This is a genomic window from Paeniglutamicibacter sp. (genome assembly GCF_046714615.1).
Classification (GTDB): Bacteria; Actinomycetota; Actinomycetes; order Actinomycetales; family Micrococcaceae; genus Paeniglutamicibacter.
Genome location: NZ_JBKKAP010000168.1, coordinates 26,351 through 48,362 on the forward strand (window position 1 = coordinate 26,351; position 22,012 = coordinate 48,362).

At 66.0% G+C, this 22,012-nt stretch carries 14 protein-coding genes; 8 read left to right on the forward strand and 6 right to left on the reverse strand.

From position 1 onward, the window contains the following. Positions 1-88: 88 nt before the first annotated feature. Together lpdA and ACLQ7E_RS19980 are read right to left on the reverse strand one after the other, a co-directional pair. Entirely contained in the window at positions 89-1,468 is a 1,380-nt protein-coding gene (gene lpdA, locus ACLQ7E_RS19975) for a dihydrolipoyl dehydrogenase (protein ID WP_411734327.1), read from the reverse strand. Positions 1,469-1,755: 287 nt separating this feature from the next. Further along, positions 1,756-3,270 carry a leucyl aminopeptidase gene (locus ACLQ7E_RS19980; RefSeq protein ID WP_411734328.1) on the reverse strand — a complete coding sequence of 505 codons (1,515 nt, stop codon included), beginning with the start codon at positions 3,268-3,270 and terminating at the stop codon, positions 1,756-1,758. Between the two features lie 408 nt (positions 3,271-3,678). Between ACLQ7E_RS19980 and ACLQ7E_RS19985 the strand changes: the two genes are divergently transcribed. From ACLQ7E_RS19985 to ACLQ7E_RS20000, 4 genes are all read left to right on the forward strand, one after another. Beyond that, positions 3,679-4,614: a proteasome assembly chaperone family protein gene (locus ACLQ7E_RS19985; protein ID WP_411734329.1), complete on the forward strand. Its 936-nt coding sequence runs from the start codon at positions 3,679-3,681 to the stop codon at positions 4,612-4,614. After that, positions 4,614-5,933, forward strand: a complete 1,320-nt coding sequence (locus ACLQ7E_RS19990; protein ID WP_411734330.1) for an MFS transporter — start codon at positions 4,614-4,616, stop codon at positions 5,931-5,933. The genes ACLQ7E_RS19985 and ACLQ7E_RS19990 overlap by 1 nt, the downstream gene beginning before the upstream one ends. Positions 5,934-6,080: 147 nt before the next feature. After that, on the forward strand, positions 6,081-7,238 hold the full coding sequence (locus tag ACLQ7E_RS19995) for a DUF4192 domain-containing protein (protein WP_411734331.1): 1,158 nt from the start codon (positions 6,081-6,083) through the stop codon (positions 7,236-7,238). Between the two features lie 305 nt (positions 7,239-7,543). Beyond that, positions 7,544-8,770: an RNA polymerase sigma factor gene (locus ACLQ7E_RS20000; protein ID WP_411734332.1), complete on the forward strand. Its 1,227-nt coding sequence runs from the start codon at positions 7,544-7,546 to the stop codon at positions 8,768-8,770. A 196-nt stretch (positions 8,771-8,966) separates the two neighbouring features. Here ACLQ7E_RS20000 and ACLQ7E_RS20005 read toward each other — a convergent pair whose 3' ends face one another. Next, the gene (locus tag ACLQ7E_RS20005) at positions 8,967-9,191 is read right to left on the reverse strand and encodes a hypothetical protein (protein WP_071213473.1); all 225 of its coding nucleotides are present in this window, start codon (positions 9,189-9,191) and stop codon (positions 8,967-8,969) included. Positions 9,192-9,390: 199 nt separating this feature from the next. Between ACLQ7E_RS20005 and ACLQ7E_RS20010 the strand changes: the two genes are divergently transcribed. Further along, on the forward strand, positions 9,391-11,496 hold the full coding sequence (locus ACLQ7E_RS20010; RefSeq protein ID WP_411734333.1) for a type IIA DNA topoisomerase subunit B: 2,106 nt from the start codon (positions 9,391-9,393) through the stop codon (positions 11,494-11,496). A gap of 100 nt (positions 11,497-11,596) precedes the next feature. Here the strand turns inward: ACLQ7E_RS20010 and ACLQ7E_RS20015 are convergent, their stop codons facing one another. Together ACLQ7E_RS20015 and ACLQ7E_RS20020 are read right to left on the reverse strand one after the other, a co-directional pair. Further along, positions 11,597-12,559, reverse strand: a complete 963-nt coding sequence (locus tag ACLQ7E_RS20015; RefSeq protein ID WP_411734334.1) for a M56 family metallopeptidase — start codon at positions 12,557-12,559, stop codon at positions 11,597-11,599. Between the two features lie 24 nt (positions 12,560-12,583). Further along, positions 12,584-12,958, reverse strand: a complete 375-nt coding sequence (locus ACLQ7E_RS20020; protein WP_411734335.1) for a BlaI/MecI/CopY family transcriptional regulator — start codon at positions 12,956-12,958, stop codon at positions 12,584-12,586. A 202-nt stretch (positions 12,959-13,160) separates the two neighbouring features. On the opposite strand from ACLQ7E_RS20020, the gene ACLQ7E_RS20025 reads away from it, so the two are divergent. From ACLQ7E_RS20025 to cydC, 3 genes are read left to right on the forward strand one after another with little or no spacing between them, the layout of a single operon-like run. After that, positions 13,161-14,735: a cytochrome ubiquinol oxidase subunit I gene (locus ACLQ7E_RS20025; RefSeq protein ID WP_411734336.1), complete on the forward strand. Its 1,575-nt coding sequence runs from the start codon at positions 13,161-13,163 to the stop codon at positions 14,733-14,735. 30 nt (positions 14,736-14,765) lie between these two features. Next, entirely contained in the window at positions 14,766-15,788 is a 1,023-nt protein-coding gene (gene cydB, locus ACLQ7E_RS20030) for a cytochrome d ubiquinol oxidase subunit II (protein WP_411734337.1), read from the forward strand. 25 nt (positions 15,789-15,813) lie between these two features. Continuing rightward, the gene (gene cydC, locus ACLQ7E_RS20035) at positions 15,814-19,194 is read left to right on the forward strand and encodes a thiol reductant ABC exporter subunit CydC (protein WP_411734338.1); all 3,381 of its coding nucleotides are present in this window, start codon (positions 15,814-15,816) and stop codon (positions 19,192-19,194) included. 108 nt (positions 19,195-19,302) lie between these two features. Here cydC and ACLQ7E_RS20040 read toward each other — a convergent pair whose 3' ends face one another. After that, on the reverse strand, positions 19,303-21,960 hold the full coding sequence (locus ACLQ7E_RS20040; RefSeq protein WP_411734339.1) for a DNA topoisomerase (ATP-hydrolyzing) subunit A: 2,658 nt from the start codon (positions 21,958-21,960) through the stop codon (positions 19,303-19,305). Positions 21,961-22,012: the final 52 nt, after the last annotated feature.

Below are 22,012 nucleotides of genomic sequence, written 5' to 3' on the forward strand. Positions count from 1 at the left end.
CACATCCCGTGGGAGGTCAGTGCCTCCGAGCTTAGTGCACCGGGCACGCGTCCCCATGTGGCGCGCGTGCCCGGTTAAGCGTTTGTGACTAACCGTGCAGCGGCTTGCCGGCCAGGGCCATGGCGGCCTCGCCCAGGGATTCGTTCTGCGTCGGGTGTGCGTGGATGAGCTGTGCAACATCCTCGGGGTAGGCTTCCCAGTTCACGATGAGCTGTGCCTCGCCGATCTGCTCGCCGATGCGTCCGCCGATGCCGTGAACGCCCACGATGGGGCCGTTCTTGACGCGAACCATCTTGATCAGGCCGGAGGTGCCCAGGATCGAGGACTTGCCGTTGCCGGCCAGGTTGTACTCGGTGACCTCGATCTGGTCGTCGCCGAACTTCTTCTTGGCTGCAGGCTCGGAGTAGCCAACCGAAGCGATTTCCGGTTCGCAGAAGGTGACCTTCGGGATGTTGATGTCCTCAACAACCACCGGCTTCAGGCCGGCGATTTCCTCGGCAACAAAGATGCCGTGCTGGTAGCCGCGGTGTGCAAGCTGTACGCCCGGGACGATGTCGCCGATCGCGTAGATGTTGCCCACGCCGGTGTGGCAGCGCTCGTTGATGAGCACGAAGCCGCGATCCATCGGGATGTCCTGGGCTTCGTAACCCAGGCCCTCGGTGACCGGGCCACGGCCAACGGCAACCAAGACGATCTCTGCTTCAAGGGTCTTGCCGTCGGCCAGGGAGACCTTGACGCCGTTGGCGTCCTGTTCGACCTTTTCGAAGAAGACGCCGGTGTTGAACTTGATGCCGCGCTTCTTGAAGGCGCGCTCCAGGTGCTTGATGATCGAGGGGTCCTCGTTCGGGACCAGCGAGGGCAGGCCCTCGACGATGGTCACGTCCACGCCGAAGGACTTCCACACGGAAGCGAATTCGACGCCGATGACGCCGCCGCCGAGCACGATGGCGCTCTTGGGCAGGGTGTCCATGTTCAGTGCCTCGGTGCTGGTCAGCACACGGCCGCCGATTTCGATGCCCATGGTCTTGGAGGTGGAACCGGTGGCAAGGATGATGTTCTTGCCCTTGTACGCCACGCCGTCAACGTCGATGGTGTCCAGGGAAACCAGGCGGCCGTTACCTTCGATAACGGTCACCTTCTTCATCTTCAGAAGGCCGGTGAGGCCCTTGTGCTTGCCGGCGACAATGCCGTCCTTGTAGCTGCGCACAGCACCCAAGTCGATGGAATCGAGGGTGGTGTTGATGCCGTACTTCGCGCCTTCGCGAGCGTTCTCGGCCAATTCGGCGGAGTGCAGGTACGCCTTGGTGGGGATGCAACCGGTGTGCAGGCAGGTGCCACCGAGCTTGGCCTTCTCAATCAAGCCAACGGTGAAACCCAGCTGCACGGCGCGCAAGGCTGCCGAGTAGCCGGCGGAACCGCCGCCGAGAATGAGGATGTCGAATTCTTGCGTTGCTGCCGATTCGGCCACGTGAACGCTCCCTCGTTATGAGTTGTGGCCGACGTCGTGGTCGACCTGGGGGTCTGATGGGGTGTATTTGCGGGCCCGGTCAGGGTCGGGCAAACACGGTAAAGCAGTGATCTTTCAGGTTTACCTTATCCCCCCGAATCGTACGGAGCCACATGTGGTGAGCCAGATTGCGGGCACCTGTGACCGGTCGCACAACGGTGGCGGCCTTTGGGGCCGCCACCGCCGCAATCACGGGCATTTCTACTACGGGGAGTAGAAAATGCGGGGAGGGCCGGGCCTACCGCGGTCTACTTGGCCTGGGACATTTCCTCGGCCAGTGCCACCAGGGTGCGCACCGAGGAGCCGGTGCCGTTCTTGTGCGTGTAGCCAAAGGGAGCCGACTCATTGAAGGCGGGGCCCGCAATGTCCATGTGGGCCCACGGGATCTTGGCCCCGTCGACCTCTCCAACAAATTCGTTAAGGAACACCGCTGCGGTCATCATTCCACCCATGCGCTCACCGATGTTGGCCAGGTCGGCGACCTGGGAATCGATGGTGGCGCGCAGTTCCTCCGGCAGCGGCATGGCCCAGGCGGACTCGCCCGCGCGTGTCGCGGCGGCGACCACGGCGTCGCGGAGGGGCGCATCGCCCATGATTCCGGCGGTGCGCAGGCCCAGCGCGACCATCTGTGCACCGGTCAGGGTGGCGATGTCGATCAGCGCGTCGGGCTTTTCGAGGCTGGCGGCTGCCAGTCCGTCGGCCATGACCAGGCGGCCCTCGGCGTCGGTGTTCAGCACCTCGACGGTTTTGCCGCCGAACATGGTGATGACATCGCCCGGGCGGGTGGAGGCGCCACCGGGCATGTTCTCGGCCAGGCAGAGCCAGCCGGTGACCTTGATCGGCAGGCCGAGTGCCGCGATGGCGGCAACGGCCTGGAAGACGGTGGCGGCGCCGGCCATGTCCGACTTCATGGCGTGCATGCCCGCGGCGGGCTTGATGGAGATGCCGCCGGTGTCAAAGGTGATGCCCTTGCCCACCAGGGCCAGGTGCTTGGCGGCCTTGGTGGGGGAGTACTCGACCTTGACCATGCGCGGCTTGCGAATGGAACCGCCGCCGACGCCCATGAGTCCGCCGTAGCCGTCCTTCTCCAGCTTCTTCTCATCGAGGATCGTGATCTTCAGGCCGGCACCCTTGGTGGTGTCCTTGATTTCCTGGGCGAAAGACTCCGGGTATAGGACGTTGGGGGCGGTGTTGACCAGGTCGCGGGTGGCGCGCACGGCCCGACCCAGGATTGCCGCACGCTTCAGCGCGTCGGGCAGTCCCTTGTCGGCCGATGCCGCCGTGGCAATGATGGCCTCGGTCAACGGCAATTTGGTGGCCGGGGTGGAGCGGTGGCTGTTGAAGTGGTAGGCGCCCATGGCCACCCCTTCGGCCACGGCGGCCGCCTGCTCGAGAGTGGCCGCGGGCAGGGCAACGATCACAGTTGAAAGCCCGGCAAGCTGGCGTGCGGCCGAGCCTGCTCCGCGGCGCAGCGCCTCGGCGGTCAGCGTGGATTCCTCGAAGGATCCCAGTCCGGCGAGGGCCAGGATCCCGGCCTTGGTCTCCGCCGGGGCGGGCAGGCGGACCAATTCATCGGCGGCACCGGTGACGTTCAACGCGGACAGGGACCCCTGAAGGGTTTCGGTGACCTTGGCACTGAAGGGCGAGGCCACCAGGACGGGACCATCGGTGCCCTTGACGACACCGAGAACCAGCGCGTCGGCGCCAAGGCGCTTGATGTCAGTCGAAACGGCGGTCAGCTTGAGATCGATGGAGTTGATCACGGAACGATTCCTCTTCGTTGGATTCTGTGCATGCACGTCATGTGCCCGTGCATCGGAGAAGCCGGAACGGCGCACGCGTTCCGGGGTCGCCGGGACGCAAATGCCGATTGGCCTTTATCGATCGTATCGTTGAGACCGATCCCACAGCGCATTGGCCGGGCAACCGGCCTAGAATTGGATGCGGGCCACGGGAAGAAAATCCCGTCCGTTGAGGTTGACCCGCAGTAGTAGGCAACCGAACGAATCCCGACTGGGTTCATCCGGCCCGCACCCGTTCCTTGATTTCCCCGTTGTTTGCGTCGCACCTTTTCTGGCCGCTCGCGGGGGATTCGGGCCTCCCTGGGCCAGATCCAGGGCGACGGTGTGGCCGGAGAAACCCAGCGACGCAACCCGAAAGGAGCAGCGGCAATGCTTGACCCCCAAACCTTGATCAGGTTCGAAGACCTCGACCTGGACGCACTCGAGCTTCAGGGCCTTGACCTGCTCATTGGCCTCCGCGGCCACGCCGACGCCGGGCACGCGCTCGCCCAAGTGCGCAGCGAACTGCTGGACTCGCTGGATCCGCAGCTCATCGCCTCGTTTGATACGGACCAGCTCGTCAACTACCGCGAACGGCGCCCCCAGATTTCCTTCCTCGGCGACCACTTCGCCGCCTACCAGGCTCCGCGCCTGGAGCTTTACCGGCTCACCGACGGGCTGGAACGCGACTTCCTCTTTCTGACCGGGACCGAGCCGGACCTGGCCTGGGAACGGGTCACCGCCGCGATCATCGCCCTGGTCGATGCATTCAACGTGCGACTGATCGTCTCCTTTGACGCGGTGCCGATGCCGGTTCCCCACACCCGCCCGTTGGGTGTCACGGCACACGGCAACCGCAAGGACCTGATCGACGGGATCTCCACCTGGACCCCGACGGCGGAGCTGCCGGCGAGCCTGGCCAGTCTCATCGAGGTGCGCCTGATCGAGGCGGGCCGGGACGCGGTGGGCTATTCCATCCACGTGCCCCACTACCTCTCCGAGGCCGAATACCCCCAGGTTGCCGTGGGCGTCCTGGAATACGTCGGTGCTGCCATGGAACTGGGCCTGCCCACCGACCGCTTGCGCGAGGCGGGGCGCAACCTCGAATCGCAGATTGCCGAACAGGTTGCCGCCACCCCCGACGTCGCCAGGATGGTGGAAAACTTCGAGGAACGCTTTGACCAGCACGTCCCGGACGTCGAACGTCGCTCCTTGCTGGTCACGCCCGATGCAGAGGTCCCCGACGGCGACGAGCTGGCCCTGGCTGTCGAGGCATTCCTCTCCGGCTTCCCGGAACAGGGTGGCGCGGCCGCCAAGGATTCCTAGTGACCAAGGCCGAGCACCTCGACTCCGCCCGCTCGTGGTTGGTATGGATAGTCAGCATCACGGCCTACCTCATCGCGGTGACCCAACGCACCAGCTTCGGCGTGGCCGGCCTGGAGGCCACCGACAGGTTTGATGCGTCGGCCTCGATCCTGGCAACCTTCTCCGTGGTGCAGCTGGTTGTCTACGCGGGGTTGCAGATCCCCGTCGGCATCCTGGTGGACAGGTGGGGGCCCCGGGCCATGATCACCGGCGGAGCGGCGCTGATGATGGTCGGCCAGCTGCTGCTGGCCATGGCCGATTCAGTCGGTGCAGGCCTGGTCGGACGGTTCTTCGTCGGCGCGGGGGATGCGATGACCTTCGTCTCGGTCATCCGGCTGCTGCCGATCTGGTTTTCCGGATACCGGATCCCGATGCTCACCCAGGCCACCGGCATGGTGGGGCAACTGGGACAGCTGCTCTCGCTGATCCCGTTCGTGGCCCTGCTGCATGTGTGGAGCTGGACGCCTGCGTTCCTTTCCCTGGCCGCCCTGTCCGTGCTGGGTTTTGTCCTCGCCCTGGTGCTGATCAGCAACGGCCCGCGCAACAAGGAAGCCCAGCCGGCCCCCGCCCGGGCCGCGGTGCTGCTGGCCAACGCCTGGCGCGAACCGGGGACCCGGCTGGGATTCTGGACGCACTTCACCACCCAGTTCACCACCAACGTCTTCCTGTTGACTTGGGGGTATCCGTTCCTGGTTTCCGGCCAGGGCGTCAGCCCCGCCACCGCTTCGGGGCTGCTCTCCATCTTCGTGCTCGTCGCCCTGGTTGCAGGTCCCGTCCTGGGCTCGGCCGTGGCGCGCCATCCGCACCGGCGATCGGCGATCGCCTTCAACGTGATCGGGGCGATCACCCTGAGCTGGGCCGCCGTGCTTCTTTGGCCCGGGTCGGCACCGATGTGGCTGCTGGTGGTCCTGATCGTGTGCGTCGCCCTGGGCGGTCCGGCATCGATGATCGCGTTCGATTTTGCCCGCACCTTCAATCCGTCGCACGTCATTGGCACCGCCACCGGCATCGTGAACGTCGGCGGGTTCCTGGCCGCCCTCGTCACCGTGTACGTGGTGGGCTGGCTGCTTGACCTCCAGCAAAAGGCTGCGGGTCCCGGCGTCGAGCTGTACTCCCTGGACGCGTTCAGGTGGGCGCTGTCCTTCCAGTTCGTTGTGATCCTCGGTGGCGTGATCGGCATGGTCGTCACCCGCAACAAGGCACGCCGAGACATGGCGTTGCGCGGCGAGTACCCTCCCCGGTCCGCCCGGGACATGTCCAAGCGCACCGAAATCGAGTAACACCACCTCCAGGCACGCGGGTGCCGGGAAGCGGAACGCCACTGATCCGCACATGCGGCGGCACGCCGGGCGCGACCGGGTCGCCGGTATCCACAAGCTTCCCGGTGCACCCTGCCGCCGTCATCGGAGGGGCGCAACATGGGGTGCATGACTACTACACCTTCAGCGTCGAACTTTTCCTTGGCCAGCCCCGAAGAGGTGCTGGCATATATTCCCCACGCATTGGGGTTCTATCCCCGCAATGCCGTCGTCCTGCTCATCATGCAGGGTAGTGGCCTTGCCGCCACCCTGCGCGTCGACCTGCCGCGAGCGGAAAGCGGCAGCGTGGCGGCCGCCCAATGGGCCGACCAATTGGTCCAGCTCGTGCACAAGGTGCCGGATGCAACCGCCGTTTTTGCCGCCGTTTACACCGGGCAGACCCCTGGGGGGAGCCACGACTCGCTGCCCAAGCACGAGCTCGTCGAGCGGCTCGCACCAGAGCTCGTTCGCTCGGGAATCCAGGTGCGAGACGCCTGGTACGTGGGTTCCAGCCGCTGGCACAGTTACTTCTGCCTCAGCGAAAACTGCTGTCCCAGCGAGGGATTCGACCTGCCCGACCTCGCACTGACCGAGACCCATCTGAGGATGGTTGTTGCAGGTTCGGCGCCCGAGGACCAAATCTGGGACGGCAGCGGGGTTGCCGCCTGGAGCAACAAGGACGTCGTCAGGGCGAACCTGGAGATCCTGGCCCAGGAACTGTCCGGAACCACCCCGCGGGAGTCGCTGATCAAGGACTGGGCCATGCTGCTGGAAACGGATCCAGCCGTCGCCGAACGCCGTCTGCGGACCGACGACGTATTGTGCGCCTCGCTCCTGCTCTCGCTCAACGACCGCATGATTCGAGACATCCTTCCCTATCTGGCGGGCCGCGGCACACTGCGTGCGTTTGAGGCCTTGAAGGAGGTCGCGCGCGCGGCGGACTTCGGGCGCGCATCACAGGACTTCTCCGACTTCCTGCTGGGGACGGCGGCATGCACGCCCGACTGGGACCGACTTGAACGCCTTTGGTTCTTTTGCCGCGACCTGCTGGGTGTGGCGGAAGGTGAGGAGACCTCCGCGCTCCTGTGCCTGCTGGGTTGGGTGAACTGGGCCAAGGGCAAGGGAAGCTCCGCGCTGAAGCTCTTTGGGGCGGCGTTGGAAAACGATCCGGAATACCGGCTTGCACAACTCATGGCGAAATTGGTGGAATCAGGCGAGATGCCGTCTTGGGTGGCAGACCCGGCACGCGCTTGGCGGCTGCGGCTGGAAGGTCGGCTCAGCGCCTGAGGTACTTGAGGCAGGCAGTGGGAACCCGATGGAAGATAAAGCCCCGGCACCCGCGCCCGATGAATCCCCTAGACGCCGAAACGTGAGACACTGTTAACCAACAGACCCGGTTGGGTTCGTGTTCCATGGCTATCAAGCCTGCACCATCGAGTTGGTTCGATGGGAACAAATGGCGGGAAAAAGGCGTTCCATTTACTGGACCCTGGATCCCGACTCGCCCTAATTCGGCGGGACGCGGACTTGACAGGGTCATAGTGGTGTTACCGGTAGGTGGCATCGCGGACGAACCGTGAGAAAGGTATTTCGTGTCTTCTGAGACGACCACCAATGGCCAGGCAGCGGATGCTGCCGCCGATCCGCAGGATGCAACTACGGATAAGGCAGCTGCCGTGCCGGCTGCCGCAAAGGCCGCCACCGCGAAGAAGCCTGCTGCGAAGCGGGCTCCTGCAAAGTCCCGTGCCAAGGCCGATGAGGACGTCGAGTCCGACGAGGCCGAAACCGACGCCGACGATGCCGACGAGACCCCCAAGGCCCCTGCCGTGGACGAGAACTCCAAGGGCTTTGTCCTCACCGCAGACGAAGACGATGCCCCGCAGCAGCAGGTCATGGTCGCCGGCGCCACCGCCGACCCGGTCAAGGACTACCTGAAGCAGATCGGCAAGGTCGCCCTGCTGAATGCCGAGCAGGAAGTCGACCTGGCCCTGCGCATCGAGGCCGGACTTTTCGCCAATGAGAAGCTCATCGCCGACGACGGCAACAAGATGGACAAGCGCCTGCGCTGGGACTATGAGCAGATCGTCCACGACGGCAAGATCGCCAAGAACCACCTGCTCGAGGCCAACCTCCGCCTCGTGGTGTCGCTGGCCAAGCGCTACACCGGTCGCGGCATGCTCTTCCTGGACCTGATCCAGGAAGGAAACCTGGGCCTGATCCGTGCGGTTGAGAAGTTCGACTACACCAAGGGCTTCAAGTTCTCCACCTACGCCACCTGGTGGATCCGCCAGGCCATCACCCGCGCCATGGCCGACCAGGCCCGCACCATTCGTATCCCGGTGCACATGGTCGAGGTCATCAACAAGCTGGCTCGCGTGCAGCGCCAGATGCTTCAGGACCTGGGTCGCGAACCCACCCCGGAGGAGCTCGCCAAGGAACTGGACATGACCCCCGAAAAGGTCGTCGAGGTCCAGAAGTACGGTCGCGAGCCGATCTCCCTGCACACCCCGCTGGGTGAAGACGGCGACTCCGAGTTCGGTGACCTCATCGAGGACTCCGAGGCCGTTGTCCCCGCCGATGCGGTGTCCTTCACCCTGCTGCAGGAACAGTTGCACTCGGTGCTGGACACGCTCTCCGAGCGCGAGGCAGGTGTCGTGGCCATGCGCTTCGGGCTGACCGACGGACAGCCCAAGACCCTTGACGAAATCGGCAAGGTCTACGGCGTGACCCGTGAACGCATCCGCCAGATCGAGTCCAAGACGATGTCCAAGCTTCGTCACCCCTCCCGTTCCCAGGTCCTGCGCGACTACCTGGACTAGGAGTTCGGCCCCAGGGCCCGATGCAGGTGCCGGTGTTTTCCCCAGCGATTTAGGGGTCAACACCGGCACCTTGTGTTTAAGCCCCCGGTGCCCGTGTTGAAGCACGCATGCAGCGGGCCGACTAACGACAGCGGGACCCCGGCATGATGCCGGGGTCCCGCCCAAAGGTCTGCTCAGCAGTTGGCTGGCGACCTGCTTAGTCCTCGTCGTCGTAAACAGGCTTCTCGTAGAGACGCGCTGTTTCGTCTTGCCATTCGTTGGTCAGGGGGCGCAGCTTTTCCTCTACCGCGCGAGCGTGGTGTCCGCAGAAGAATAGCTCACCACCGGAGGTCTCCAATACCGCACGCACAAAAGCCTGTGCACCGCACCGGTCGCAACGATCAAGGGCATTAAGCTCTCGGGTTACTGTCGTCGTTGTCATGATGACCTCCTTCAGTCGATGTCTAATCAATACAACCAGCAATCTCGCGATTTTCTTCTGGATTATTTGTTCTTTCGCTGACCGCGTAGCGCAATCAGGGGTGAGCTGTCGCTCAATGACGGCGCGTACCCGCGAAATGACGGGGCCAGAGACTATTGTGGTTAGCGTCGTTCCGACGTTTTTGAGGAGTTTTACAACCGTGGCCCAAAGCAATGACTACAACGCCCGACACCTATCCGTTCTGGAGGGTCTTGAGGCGGTCCGCAAACGTCCGGGCATGTACATCGGCTCCACCGATTCGCGTGGGCTCATGCACTGCCTCTGGGAAATCATCGACAACTCCGTCGACGAGGCGCTTGCCGGCCATGGCCAATCCATCAACGTCCTGCTGCACCCGGACGGATCCGTTGAGATCCATGACGACGGCCGCGGCATTCCCGTGGACATCGAGCCAAAGACCGGGCTTTCCGGCGTTGAAGTCGTCTTCACCAAGCTTCACGCGGGCGGCAAGTTCGGCGGCGGGTCCTACACAGCTTCCGGCGGCCTGCATGGCGTCGGCGCCTCGGTGGTGAACGCGCTGTCCTCCCGCCTCGACGTCGAGGTTGACCGTGGCGGCAAGACCTATGGCATGCAGTTCCGCCGCGGCGAGCCGGGACGCTTCACCGACAAGGGAAAAGCGAAGGGTGATTCCACCTTCGAACCGTTCTCGACGGCTTCGGTGCTCGATGTGGTGGGCAAGGCCAAGCGCGGCGTCACCGGCACGCGCGTGCGCTACTGGGCCGACAGGCAGATCTTCACCCCCGATGCCAAGTTCTCCTACACCGAATTGCAGGCCCGCGCCCGCCAGACATCTTTCCTGGTGCCGGGCCTGAAGATCACGCTGCGCGACGAGCGCGGCCTGGCCGGCACCCTGGGAGAGGACGGCCCCTATGAGGAGGTCTTCCACCACGATGGCGGTATTTCCGAGTTCGTTGACTACCTGGCCAACGACGCGGCGGTCACCGACATCTGGCGTTTCCATGGTTCCGGGACCTTCAAGGAATCGGTGCCCGTAATCGATGAATCCGGACACAGCCGGATCACCGAGGTCGAACGCACCTGCGAGGTGGACATAGCACTGCGCTGGGGGATCGGGTACGAGACCAACCTGCGATCCTTCGTCAACATCATTTCCACTCCCAAGGGCGGAACGCACCAAACAGGTTTCGAGCAGGCCCTGCTCAAGACCTTCCGCAAGGTCATCGAGGCCAACGCCCGCAAGCTCAAGGCCGGGAATGACAAGATCGAAAAGGACGACGTTGGCGCCGGGATGACCGCGGTCCTGACGGTACGGCTGGCCGAGCCGCAGTTCGAGGGGCAGACCAAGGAAATCCTCGGCACGTCGGCCGTGCGCCTGATTGTGGCCAAGGTGGTCGAAAAGTGCCTCACGGACAAGCTGAATTCCACGGCCAAGGGTGACAAGACCCAGGCCGCAATGCTGCTGGAAAAAGTCGTCAGCGAGATGAAGTCGCGCATTTCCGCGCGGGTCCACAAGGAAACCCAGCGGCGCAAGAACGCGTTGGAAACCTCGTCGCTTCCCACCAAGCTGGCCGACTGCCGCAGCACCGACACCATGAAGACCGAATTGTTCATCGTGGAGGGCGACAGCGCACTGGGCACCGCTCGCCTGGCCAGGTCCTCCGACTTCCAGGCGCTGCTGCCGATCCGCGGGAAGATCCTCAATGTGCAAAAGGCGTCGGTTGCGGACATGCTCTCAAACGCCGAATGCGCCGCCTTGATCCAGGTGGTCGGTGCCGGCTCGGGGCGCAGCTTCGATATCTCGGCGGCACGTTACGGCAAGGTGGTGCTGATGACCGATGCAGATGTCGACGGCGCGCACATCCGCACCCTGTTGCTGACACTGTTCTTCCGCTACATGCGCCCCATGGTGGAGGCCGGGCGGGTTTATGCGGCCGTGCCGCCGCTGCACCGGGTGGAGGTCATCAACCACGGAGCCAAGGAAAACGAGATGGTCTACACCTACTCGGAGAACGAGCTACACGAGGTGCTTGCCGCCCTGGAAAAGGCCGGAAAGCGCTACAAGGAACCGATCCAGCGCTACAAGGGCCTGGGCGAGATGGATGCGGACCAATTGGCCGAAACCACGATGGATCCGCGGCACCGCACCTTGCGCCGGGTGGGGTTGGAGCATGCCGAGTCGGCCGAGCGGGTCTTTGACCTGTTGATGGGTTCGGATGTGGCGCCGCGCAAGGAGTTCATCATTTCAGGGGCGGAGCGCCTCGAACGCGACCGGATCGACGCGTAGCCGGAACACGACGTGGCCGGCCGGTGCTCTAGGGGGCGCCGGCCGGCCATTGGCTTGTTCGGAGTCGGTTCCGGTGTGCGAGTGGGCACCGGCGGTCGGATCAGTTGAAGAGTCCCGGTGCCACCAACATGGTGGTCGGCAACGCCAGAAGCAGCAGGGCGGCCGCGAGGATCAGGGACCGCACCGTGGCGGACAACGGCGGCTTGGGGGTCAGCAGTCGCCGGAGGCGATGCGAGGAAAGCTCTTCGGTCGGTGCGCCACCGGTACCGGCGGCGGGCAGGGCCGCAGGCCCCCGCTCGGACGGTTCTCCAAGGGCGCCGGTGGCGACCGTCAGCAGGGCACGCAGCAAGACGGGGGCGGTGACCACGCGCAGGGCCGCGTCGTCGGCGAGCATCTCCACGAGCTCCTGGACCGCGGCCAGCGAGTGCTTCGCGGTGGGCAGCCACGGCAGGGCGTCGTTCCACGAGGCAAAGGCCAGCAGCAGCAGGTCGTGGCGTTGTTCCAAATGCGCCTTTTCGTGGGCCAGGACGGCCCGCAGTTCATCCTCGTTCAACCGTTGGACCAGGCCGCGCGAAAGCACCGTGACCGAACCGGTGAAGCTCGGCAGACAATACGCGATGGGGATTTCGTGGTCCAGCACCAAGGTCCCGGGATTGGCCGCGGACTCCTCGCTGAGCAGTGAAAGAATGTGCCGGTGCCGTGCCCGCTGCCGGGTGATGCGCCAGGTGGCCCTGATCAACGTGAGGACCAGATGGAAACCCAGCAACGCCGCGGTGCTCAAGGCAAAGACGTGGATGGTTCCCGGGGATGTGACGTCCGGATCGCCGAGCACAAGCCTCGCCCCGCCCTCCAGGGCACCCAGAAGCGTGTTTCCCAGCGGGTCAAGGCCCCAAAAAAGCATCGCGCCAATCATGGACAGACCGCCAGCCAGTGCAATGGCCTGCCATACGACCATCGCGGCAAAGGGGGACCGGGCCGTCCAGTGGGCGCGCGACAGCGCGACGGGTATGGGCCACGCCAGAAGAATGGCCAGCCCCGCCAGGAGATAGGACGTCAGCAGCACGTTCGGTGACCGTGCCGATCGTCGCTAGGCGCTGCGTGGTGTATCGAGGAGCAGGCGCAAGGACTGTGCTTCCTCGGCGGAGATGCCGCCGATGAAGCGAGCCAATACGGCTTCGCGATCCAGCACGGTACCCAGGGCTTCGTTCATCAAGGACACGGTGTGTTCCTCGCGGCTGGTCACAGACGTGTAGCGGTGAGGGCGGATGTCGCGCTCGCGCGCCACCAAGCCCTTCTTTTCCAGTCGGGCCAGCACCGTCAGGACGGTGGTCACGGCAAGTTCCTTGCCTTCAACATCGCCGGGTGCTGCAAGCTGGTCGCGAAGTTCATTGGCCGTGAGCGGGGATTCGGCATCCCAAAGGAGTTCCATTACTGCGCGTTCAAGGTCGCCAAGAGTGGCCAATCTCATTTCCTAACAAAGTGTTCCAGGCCCGTGCAGCTAACGCAGGGGCCAACAGGAATCGTGTTGAACGCTTCCCGTTGAGACCAGTTTACCGCGAATGGACCAAATGTTCTACAGTGAGTAGAAGCGAGTTCTACGGATCGTAGAACTCGGGGCGCGGGACCGACACCACGCCCCGATTATCTGCATTGAAGGGTTTGGCATGGATGCACTGGAAATTGCCAGATGGCAATTTGGTATCACCACCGTTTATCACTTCCTGATGGTTCCCTTGACAATCGGTCTGGGCCTCACGGTGGCAGTGATGCAAACCGCGTGGCACCGCACCGGCAAGGAGGAATACCTGCGCATGACGAAGTTCTGGGGAAAGCTTTTCCTCATCAACTTCATCATGGGGGTGGCCACCGGCATCGTCCAGGAATTCCAGTTCGGCATGGCCTGGAGCGAATACAGCCGCTTTGTCGGCGACGTCTTCGGCGCACCCCTGGCCATCGAATCGTTGATGGCGTTCTTCCTTGAATCCATCTTCCTTGGGCTGTGGATCTTCGGCTGGGACCGGCTGCCCAAGCCCATCCACCTGGCCACCATCTGGGTAGCCTCGCTGGCCAGCATCTTCTCGGCCTACTTCATCCTGGTGGCGAACTCCTGGATGCAGCACCCCGTCGGCACCGAAATGGTCAATGGCCGCGCCACCATGGTCGATGCCTGGGCCGTCTTTACCAACAACACCGCCGTGATCGCCTTTCCGCACACCATTTTTGGGGCCTTCGCCGTGGCCGGAGGTTTCCTGTTGGGGATCTCCTGGTTCCACCTCTACAAGCGTCGCCAGGCGGGCATCGACACCGTTGATGCCGCGGGCAACGTCATCGTGGGGGAGTCGGGCACCTTGGGGAGGAACCGCGACAAGGTCGATTACCAGGTGTGGATCAAGTCCCTGCGCATCGGCGCCGTCGTTGCCATGGTTTCCTTCATGGGTGTTTCCCTGTCCGGCCACGCCCAGGCCCAACTGATGATCGAGCAGCAGCCGATGAAGATGGCCGCGGCGGAGGCGGCATGCCACGACGGAACCGGCTTCTCCCTCTTGTCAGTCGGGGACCTCGGCGGCGGCGGCGCGACCACCTGCGACGACGTGGTCGGCGTCTTCGAGATACCGGGACTGCTTTCCTTCCTCGCGAACAACGACTTCACCACCGAGGTCAAGGGCGTTAACACGCTGATACCCGAGTACCAGGAAAAATACGGGACCCACCTTCCGGACAACCCGGTCTACGGCGACCGCGCCGGAACCGAGATCGACTACCTGCCGGTCATGGAGGTCACCTACTGGGGCTTCCGCCTGATGATCACCCTCGGGGGCCTGGCGGCGGTTGCCGCCGCGGTGGCCCTGTGGCTGACACGCAAGGGAACCGTGCCCCACAGCAAATGGATCTCCCGGCTCGCCATCCTCGGGATCCTGGCCCCCTTTGGCGGAAACGCCGCGGGCTGGATCTTCACCGAAATGGGCCGCCAGCCCTTCGTCGTGGCACCCAATCCCAGCTTCGAAGGCATCGACCAGGTGTTCATGTACACCGCCGCTGCCGTCTCCCCGGGGGTGAGCGCAGGGGAGCTGCTCTTCTCACTGATCGTCCTCGCCTCGATCTACGCGTTCCTGCTTGTCGTTGAGGTCGTACTGCTCACCCGATACATCCGCGGCGGCATCGGCTCGGCCATGCCCGAACTCCACGACCACCCCGAAGACGGCGACAAGGACACCGACGTGCTGTCCTTCGCCTACTGACCCGCCGACCCGCGAGAAAGGACTCCGACCGTGGAATTCCTGCCCACACTGTGGTTCATCCTGATAGCCGTGCTCTGGGGCGGCTACCTCTTCCTCGAAGGCTTCGATCTGGGCGTAGGCATGCTCATGAAGACCTTCGCCAAAAACGAAAAGCAGCGCCGAGTGCTGCTGAACACCGTCGGCCCGGTCTGGGACGGCAACGAGGTGTGGCTGGTCACCGCAGGGGCCGCGACCTTTGCCGCGTTCCCTTACTGGTACGCCTCGCTCTTCTCGACCCTCTATGTTCCGTTGACCCTGGTGCTGGTGGCCCTGATCTTCCGTGCCGTGGCCTTTGAGTACCGCGGAAAGGCGCACACCCGCACCGCACGAAACGGCTGGGACTGGGCCATTTTCCTGGGCTCCTTTGTTGCAGCCTTCGGCGTGGGTGCGATGCTCGCCCTGAGCACCACCGGGCTCCCGCTGAACGCCAACGGCGACCGCGTGGGCGGACCCTTCGCCTGGTTCAACATGTATGCAGTGCTGGGAGGGCTTGGTGTCGTGGCATTCTGCCTGATCCACGCGCTGGCCTTCCTGGGCCTGAAGACCGACGGCGACATCCGTGACCGGGCGGCAAGGCTCGTGGCCCGCTGGCTGCCACTGGCCCTGGCGCCTTTGGCCATTTGGGCCGTTGCCGTGGTGCTGCTGAACCAGAGCGTGGTTGCCCTGGCACCGCTGGGACTGGCAGTGTGCGCACTGCTGTTCGCCTGGCTCCAGGCCCGCAAGAACAACGAGGGCCTGGTGTTCATCGGGCTGGGTGTTTTCCTGCTGGCGGGTGTTGCGGCAATCTTCACGGCGGCATATCCAAACGTCCTGCCCTCCACCATTGATGCGGCCTTCAACCTGACAGTGTCCAACGCATCCTCGACCCCCTACACGCTCAGGCTCATGAGCATCGTGGCGGCGTTCGGCCTGCCCATGGTCCTGGCCTACCAGGCCTGGACCTACTGGGTGTTCCGCAAGCGCGTCGCCGAGGCGCACATCCCCGAGGCGCACCACGTGACCTCGATCGTCTAACCGGCCCAAGGAGAAGAAACCCACCGTGAAACCCGTTCTTCCCGCCGGGACCGGCACCCGGAAGGCCCTGGCCCTGTTGGCTGGCCTCGCCGCCGTCAAGGCCGTGGGCCTGGTGCTGTTTGCCGATGCCCTGGCCACCTCCATCAGCCAACTGGCGGCCGGATCAGGCCTCGACATCCAGCGGCTGCTGGTGCTGGGCCTGGGCGGGACGATCCTGCGGGCCGCGGCGGCGTGGGGCACTGAATTCGCGGCGCACCGGGCCGGGCTTGGGGCCAAGGAACACTTGCGCTCCCGGCTCCTGGCCGCTGGCCTGGACGGGAAGGTAGCCGGTACCGACCCCGGGCAGGGTGCGCTGGCCGCACTGGCCAGCCGCGGGCTGGACGGACTGGACAACTACTACACCAAGTACCTGCCCGCACTGGTCTCGGCCATGGTCATCCCCGTCCTTGTCGGGGTCCGGATCCTGGTCGCCGACTGGGTCTCCGCACTCGTCATCGTCCTGACGGTCCCGCTCATCCCGGTGTTCATGATCCTGATCGGGCTGCACACCCAGGACCGGGTCAAGGCCGCGGCCGCCGGATTGGATCGGCTCTCGAACCAGCTGCTGGAACTGGCCCAGGGGCTTCCGGCCCTCATCGGCCTGCGCCGGGCGGAGGGCAAGGGCCGCGCCCTGGCCAAGGTCTCCGAGGCGTACCGCGAATCCAGCATGAAGACGCTGCGCACCGCGTTCCTCTCCGGGCTCGCCCTGGAACTCATCGCCACCATCTCGGTGGCGGTGGTAGCGGTCTTCATCGGCGTGCGCCTGGTCTACGGGCACATGGGCCTGGAAGCCGGGTTGGTCGCCCTGGTCCTGGCCCCCGAGTGCTACCTGCCGCTGCGCGCGCTGGGGGCAGCCTTCCATTCCTCGGAGGACGGGGTCGAGGCACTCGAACGCAGTGAGGGTTTCATCGGGGCCGGGCCCTCCGCTGCTCGCGAAGCAGGGCTTCCGGCGCCGGCCGATGACTCCCACGTGTTGTCCCTCAAGGGCCTTTCGATCCGGCACGCCCAACGCACCAACCCGGTGGTTTCCGGCCTGGACCTGGCGCTGCCCGCCGGCTCGGTGCACGTGCTGGATGCCGCCAGCGGCAGCGGAAAAACCACGCTTCTGCAGGCGGTGCTCGGGCAGCTGGGGCCGGGGGCCGAGACCGGCGGCGAGATCCGCGTCGACCTGGCCCGGACCGCATACATCTCCCAGCACCCGAGGTTCACCGAGCCCACCGTGGCGCAGGAGATCCGGCTGCACGCCGGTGGGCAATTCACCGGGGCGATGCTTCGGGCGGTGCTGGAAGATGCGAACATCGGCCACCTGGCGGCGCGGAACCTGGTTGACTGCAGCCCCGGCGAGCTGCGCCGCCTCGCCGTGGCGCGGGTGCTCGCCAAGGTGGCAGCCGATCCACGGATCAACCTGGTGCTGGCGGACGAACCGACGGCGCACCTGGACGAGGAATCCGCGGCCCGCATCCGCCGTGCCATGTGCGCCCTGCGCGGACAATGCGCGCTGCTGGTGGCCACCCACGACCGAGCCCTGGCCGCCATGCTGCGGGACCGGGAGCCCGCCGGGCAACAGGCCACCGAAAACCCGGCCACCGAACTCCAGGCCCCCGCATCCGGATACCCGACGTCGGGCGCGGCTCAGGCGTCAACGGGAGCGCCCCGCGAACCGCGGACTGCTGTTCGGGGCCAGCGTGTCGCACACTGGCGGCTGCTGGGCTCCATGCCGTGGTTCCGCCACGGGATGGTGCCGGGACTGGTGCTGGCCGCGGCCGCAGCGATCTTCGGCGCCGGACTGACCGGGATTTCCGGCTGGCTCATCGTCTCCGCGAGCCACCAGCCCCCGATGCTGCACCTGATGGTCGCCATCGTGGGTGTGCGCACCTTCGGCATCGGCCGCGCGGTGCTGCGCTACGCCGAACAATTGCGGGTGCACGACGCCGTCATGGGCTTCGCCTCCACCCTGCGCCAACGTCTGTGGGACGCGCTGGTCGCCCAACCCCACAGCTGGGGCCGGCTCACCCGCTCGGGCGCGGCCCTGGGACATCTGGTGGCCGAGGTCGACGAGGTGCGCGACGCCGTGCCGCGCGTCTTGGTGCCACCGGTCGGCGGAATCGCCACCTGGATTGCCGTCACCGTGGGGATCGGCTTCTGGGCGCCGGCCGCCCTGCCGCTGGCGCTCGGCCTGGGCGCCGCGGCCTTCCTCGGTCTGCCACTGGCGGTGCTGGCCGTGGAAAAATGCAGCACCACGGTTCTTGCCGAGCACCGCATGTGGCTCGGATCCCGGGTGCCCACGCTGCTGCGCGCCGCCGGTGACCTGCGCGCCAACGGGGCCGGGTCGCGCGCGCTGGCCGAATTCTCCACGGCCGACGCCCAAGCCACCGCCGCGCTGCGGGCCACGGCCCGCGGTGCCGGCCTGGCCCAGGGCGGGGCCGCGCTGCTCTCCTCGGCCGCGGCGGTGCTTGCCGTGGTGATGGTCGGCACCGGTGGGGAGAGTGCTGCGGTTGCCGCTCTGCTGTTGCTTGCGCTGGGGGAGCCGATCGCGAACACCGCGGTGTCCGCCCAGCAGCTGCCGCAGCTCAACGAGGTGCTGCGCCGCGTCTGGTCTAACATCGGCCCTCTAGGTGCGGGCCAGGGCTCAGCCGGCACCGGAGCGCACCCCGAAACCCGGGATTCCGGGAACCGGGGCGGCCGGGCACTGTCCTTGCGGCTGGCCGGCGCCGACCTGGGCTGGGCCGCGGGAGAACCCGTGGTTGAGGGCATTGACCTGGCCGTGAACCCCGGTGAATGGGTGGCCATCACCGGGCCCTCGGGCTCGGGCAAGTCGACGCTGCTGGCCGCGATGCTCGGCGCCCTGGATCCCCTCTCCGGTGCCCTGGAGACCCGGTACGGGAACGGGGCCTGGCTGCCAGCCGGCGCGGGCGACCTGGCCCGGGTCGCCTGGTGCCCGCAGGAAGCCCACCTCTTTGATTCCTCCGTGCGCTCGAACCTGGGCCTCGGCAGGGACGCCGGCGACCAGCCGGCCGACGACGAGCTGCGCGCGGTGCTGGACAAGGTCGGGCTGGGCCAGTGGCTTGGCACGCTGCCGGCGGGCCTGGAGGAACGCATCGGCTCCGGCGGCCACCACCTCTCCGGCGGCCAGCGCCAGCGCCTGGCCGTGGCCCGTGCCCTGGTCGCCCGCGCCCGGGTGCTGTTGCTCGATGAACCGACCGCCCACCTGGGTGCCGACGAAGCCGTGGAACTGGTCGCCGACCTGCGCGGTGCCCTGGCGGACGAAGCGGTGCTGCTGGTCACCCACGACGGTGCCGTGGCCGCCCTGGGGGACAGGGTCCTGGACCTCGGATCGGTATCCCTGGAAGTGCCGTACGCGGCCTGAGCCGGCATTCTTGCCGGGGCGCTCACCGGCACAAGAAAAGGGAGGTCGTGGACCCTCGCCAAAGGCGATTGACCGCGACCTCCCTTTCGCGCCTGAACGCGGTGGCGCTTAGCCGTCCAGCAGCGAGTCCTGGACGGCTACCCGGCGGGCGGCCTCGACCTCGACCACCCCTGAGTCGGCAAAGGGCAAGCTGTCCTCGGTGGGCGCTGCCAGCGTTGCGCGCCTGGAAGTGCCGGGCAGGGGCAATTGCCCGTCCGGTGCTGAAGCGGCTTCGGCTTCCGTCCCTTCGGCCGCCGGGGTGCCGCCGAGCAGGTCGATGCCCTGGGCCAGCGGGACGCCGGAGCCATCGCGCTTGGCGTACTCGGTGGGCAGGGCACGCACCACGCCGGCGGCCGAGGACGCCCGGGCAGGACCTGCCCCGGCAAACGCCAGCTCCAGCTGGTCCTCGCCCTTGAGGAAGCGGTGTGCCCGCACCCCGCCGGTCGCCCTGCCCTTGGCCGGGTACTCGGCAAAGTCGGTGACCTTCACCGAATGCGAGGCGGTGCCCGGCAGCGTGTTCGACCCGGTGGCAATCGAGACGAACACCGGTGCCTGCGCGTCTGCCTCGACCACGCCGAAGTAGATCACCTTGTCATCGGCGCCCAGCTTGATGCCGGCCATGCCGCCGGCGGTGCGGCCCTGGGCACGCACGGCCGAGGCGGCAAAGCGCAGCAGCTGCGCCCCGCGGGTGGCGAAGACCAGGTCCGCGTCGTCGGGTCCCACCGCGGCTCCCACCACGGTGTCGTTGTCCTTGAGCGTGATGGCTTCCCATTCGTCCCGGTTCAACGGGTAGTCCGGGCTCAGCCGCTTGACCACCCCGTTCGCGGTGCCCAGGGCGACGACCCGATCAAGCGGCACCAGCGCGACCATCTTCTCGCCCTTGGCGAGCTGGGCGAATTCGTCGACCTTCACCCCGCCGGTCAATTGCGGGAAGCCGTGGGCAGGGGGCAGCATCGGCAGGTCCACGACCTGCAGGCGCAACATCCGTCCGGTGGAGGTGATTCCGCCGATCTCGCCGCGGGCGCTGGTCGCCACCACGGAGGCCAGCACATCGTGCTTCACCCGCGCCCCGGCGCCGTCCAGCGGATCCGCCGATCCGGTGCGTGCCACCTGGCCGGAGGCCGAAAGCAGCACCCGGCACGGGTCGTCGGCGATCTCCAGGCTCAGCGGCGCGGCCTTGCCGGTTCCGACGATAGCGGGCATGGCCGTGCCCTTCAGCGGGGTCCCGGACTCGGTCTCCAGCAGCACCGTGCGGCGCGGGGTCGCGAACTTCTCGCGCATTTCCGCCAACTCGCCGGAGACCAACTCGCGCAGCAGCGTATCGGAGTCCAGGATCGCCCGCAGTTCGTCGATGGCGGCGCGCAGCTCCTCTGCCTCCTTCTCCAGCTCCAGCCGGGAGAACTTGGTCAGCTGGCGCAGGCGCAGCTCCAGGATGTGGTTGGCCTGCAACTCGGACAGGTCGTAGATCGTCATCAGGCGCTCGCGGGCCTGGGCCGTCTCGTCCGAGGACCGGATGACGGCGATGACCTCGTCGATGTCGACGATCGCGATGAGCAGGCCCTCGACCAGGTGCAGGCGGTCAAGCTTCTTCGCCAGCCTGTGGCTGGTGCGCCGGCGCACCACCAGCAGCCGGTGTTCGACGTACACGGTGAGCAGTTCCAGCAGCCCCATGGTGCGTGGCTGGCCCTCGACCAGGGCCACGTTGTTGATGCCGAAGGAATCCTCCATCGGGGTGAACTTGTACAGCTGGGACAGCACCGCGTTGGGGTTGAAGCCGTTCTTCAGCTCGATGACCAGGCGCAGGCCGTGGTTGCGGTCGGTGAGGTCGACCACGTCGGCGATGCCGGTGAGCTTCTTGGCGTTGACCGCGTCCTTGATTTTCTCGATGACCTTTTCCGGGCCGACCATGTAGGGCAGCTCGGTGACCACCAGGCCGGCGCGGCGCGCGGTGATCTGCTCGAGTTCCACCTTGGCGCGGGTCTTGAAGGTTCCGCGTCCGGTGCGGTAGGCGTCGCGGATGCCGTCAAGGCCCACGATCTTGCCGCCGGTGGGCATGTCGGGGCCAGGGACGAACTTCATGATGGCGGCCAGGTCGGCGTCCGGGTGGGCGATCAGGTGCAGGGCCGCGGCGATGACCTCGCCGAGGTTGTGCGGGGCCATGTTGGTGGCCATGCCCACCGCGATGCCGGTGGTGCCGTTGACCAGGAGGTTCGGGAAGGCCGCGGGGAGCACCGAGGGCTGCATGAACTGGTTGTCGTAGTTCGGGACGAAGTCAACGACGTCCTCGTCGAGGTTCGCGGTCATCGCCACGGCGGAGGCATCCAGCCGCGCCTCGGTGTAACGCGGGGCCGCGGGGCCGTCGTCCAGCGAGCCGAAGTTTCCGTGCCCGTCGATCAGCGGCAGGCGCAGCGCGAAGCCCTGGCTCATGCGCACCATCGCGTCGTAGATGGCGGTGTCGCCGTGCGGGTGCAGCTTGCCCATGACCTCGCCGACCACGCGGGCACTCTTCACATGCCCCTTGTCCGGGCGCAGGCCCATCTCGGACATCATGAACAGGATGCGCCGCTGCACCGGCTTGAGTCCGTCGCGGGCATCGGGCAGGGCGCGGGAGTAGATCACCGAGTAGGCGTACTCCAGGAAGGAGCCCTCCATTTCCTTGGTCACATCGATGTCAACGATGTGCTCCACGAAGTCTGCGGGCAGTGTTTCAGGCTTTTTGCGCGCCATATTTGGTGTGAATCCTCGATTCGGTACTGATGCCTGACCTTGGGCAAGGTCG

Excerpts from the sequence above, each read along its gene's own strand:
- ACLQ7E_RS20040 (WP_411734339.1), bottom strand. The coding sequence starts at position 21,960 with ATGGCGCGCAAAAAGCCTGAAACACTGCCCGCAGACTTCGTGGAGCAC.
- ACLQ7E_RS20005 (WP_071213473.1), bottom strand. The coding sequence starts at position 9,191 with ATGACAACGACGACAGTAACCCGAGAGCTTAATGCCCTTGATCGTTGC.
- ACLQ7E_RS19995 (WP_411734331.1), top strand. The coding sequence starts at position 6,081 with ATGACTACTACACCTTCAGCGTCGAACTTTTCCTTGGCCAGCCCCGAA.
- ACLQ7E_RS20025 (WP_411734336.1), top strand. The coding sequence starts at position 13,161 with ATGGATGCACTGGAAATTGCCAGATGGCAATTTGGTATCACCACCGTT.
- ACLQ7E_RS19985 (WP_411734329.1), top strand. The coding sequence starts at position 3,679 with ATGCTTGACCCCCAAACCTTGATCAGGTTCGAAGACCTCGACCTGGAC.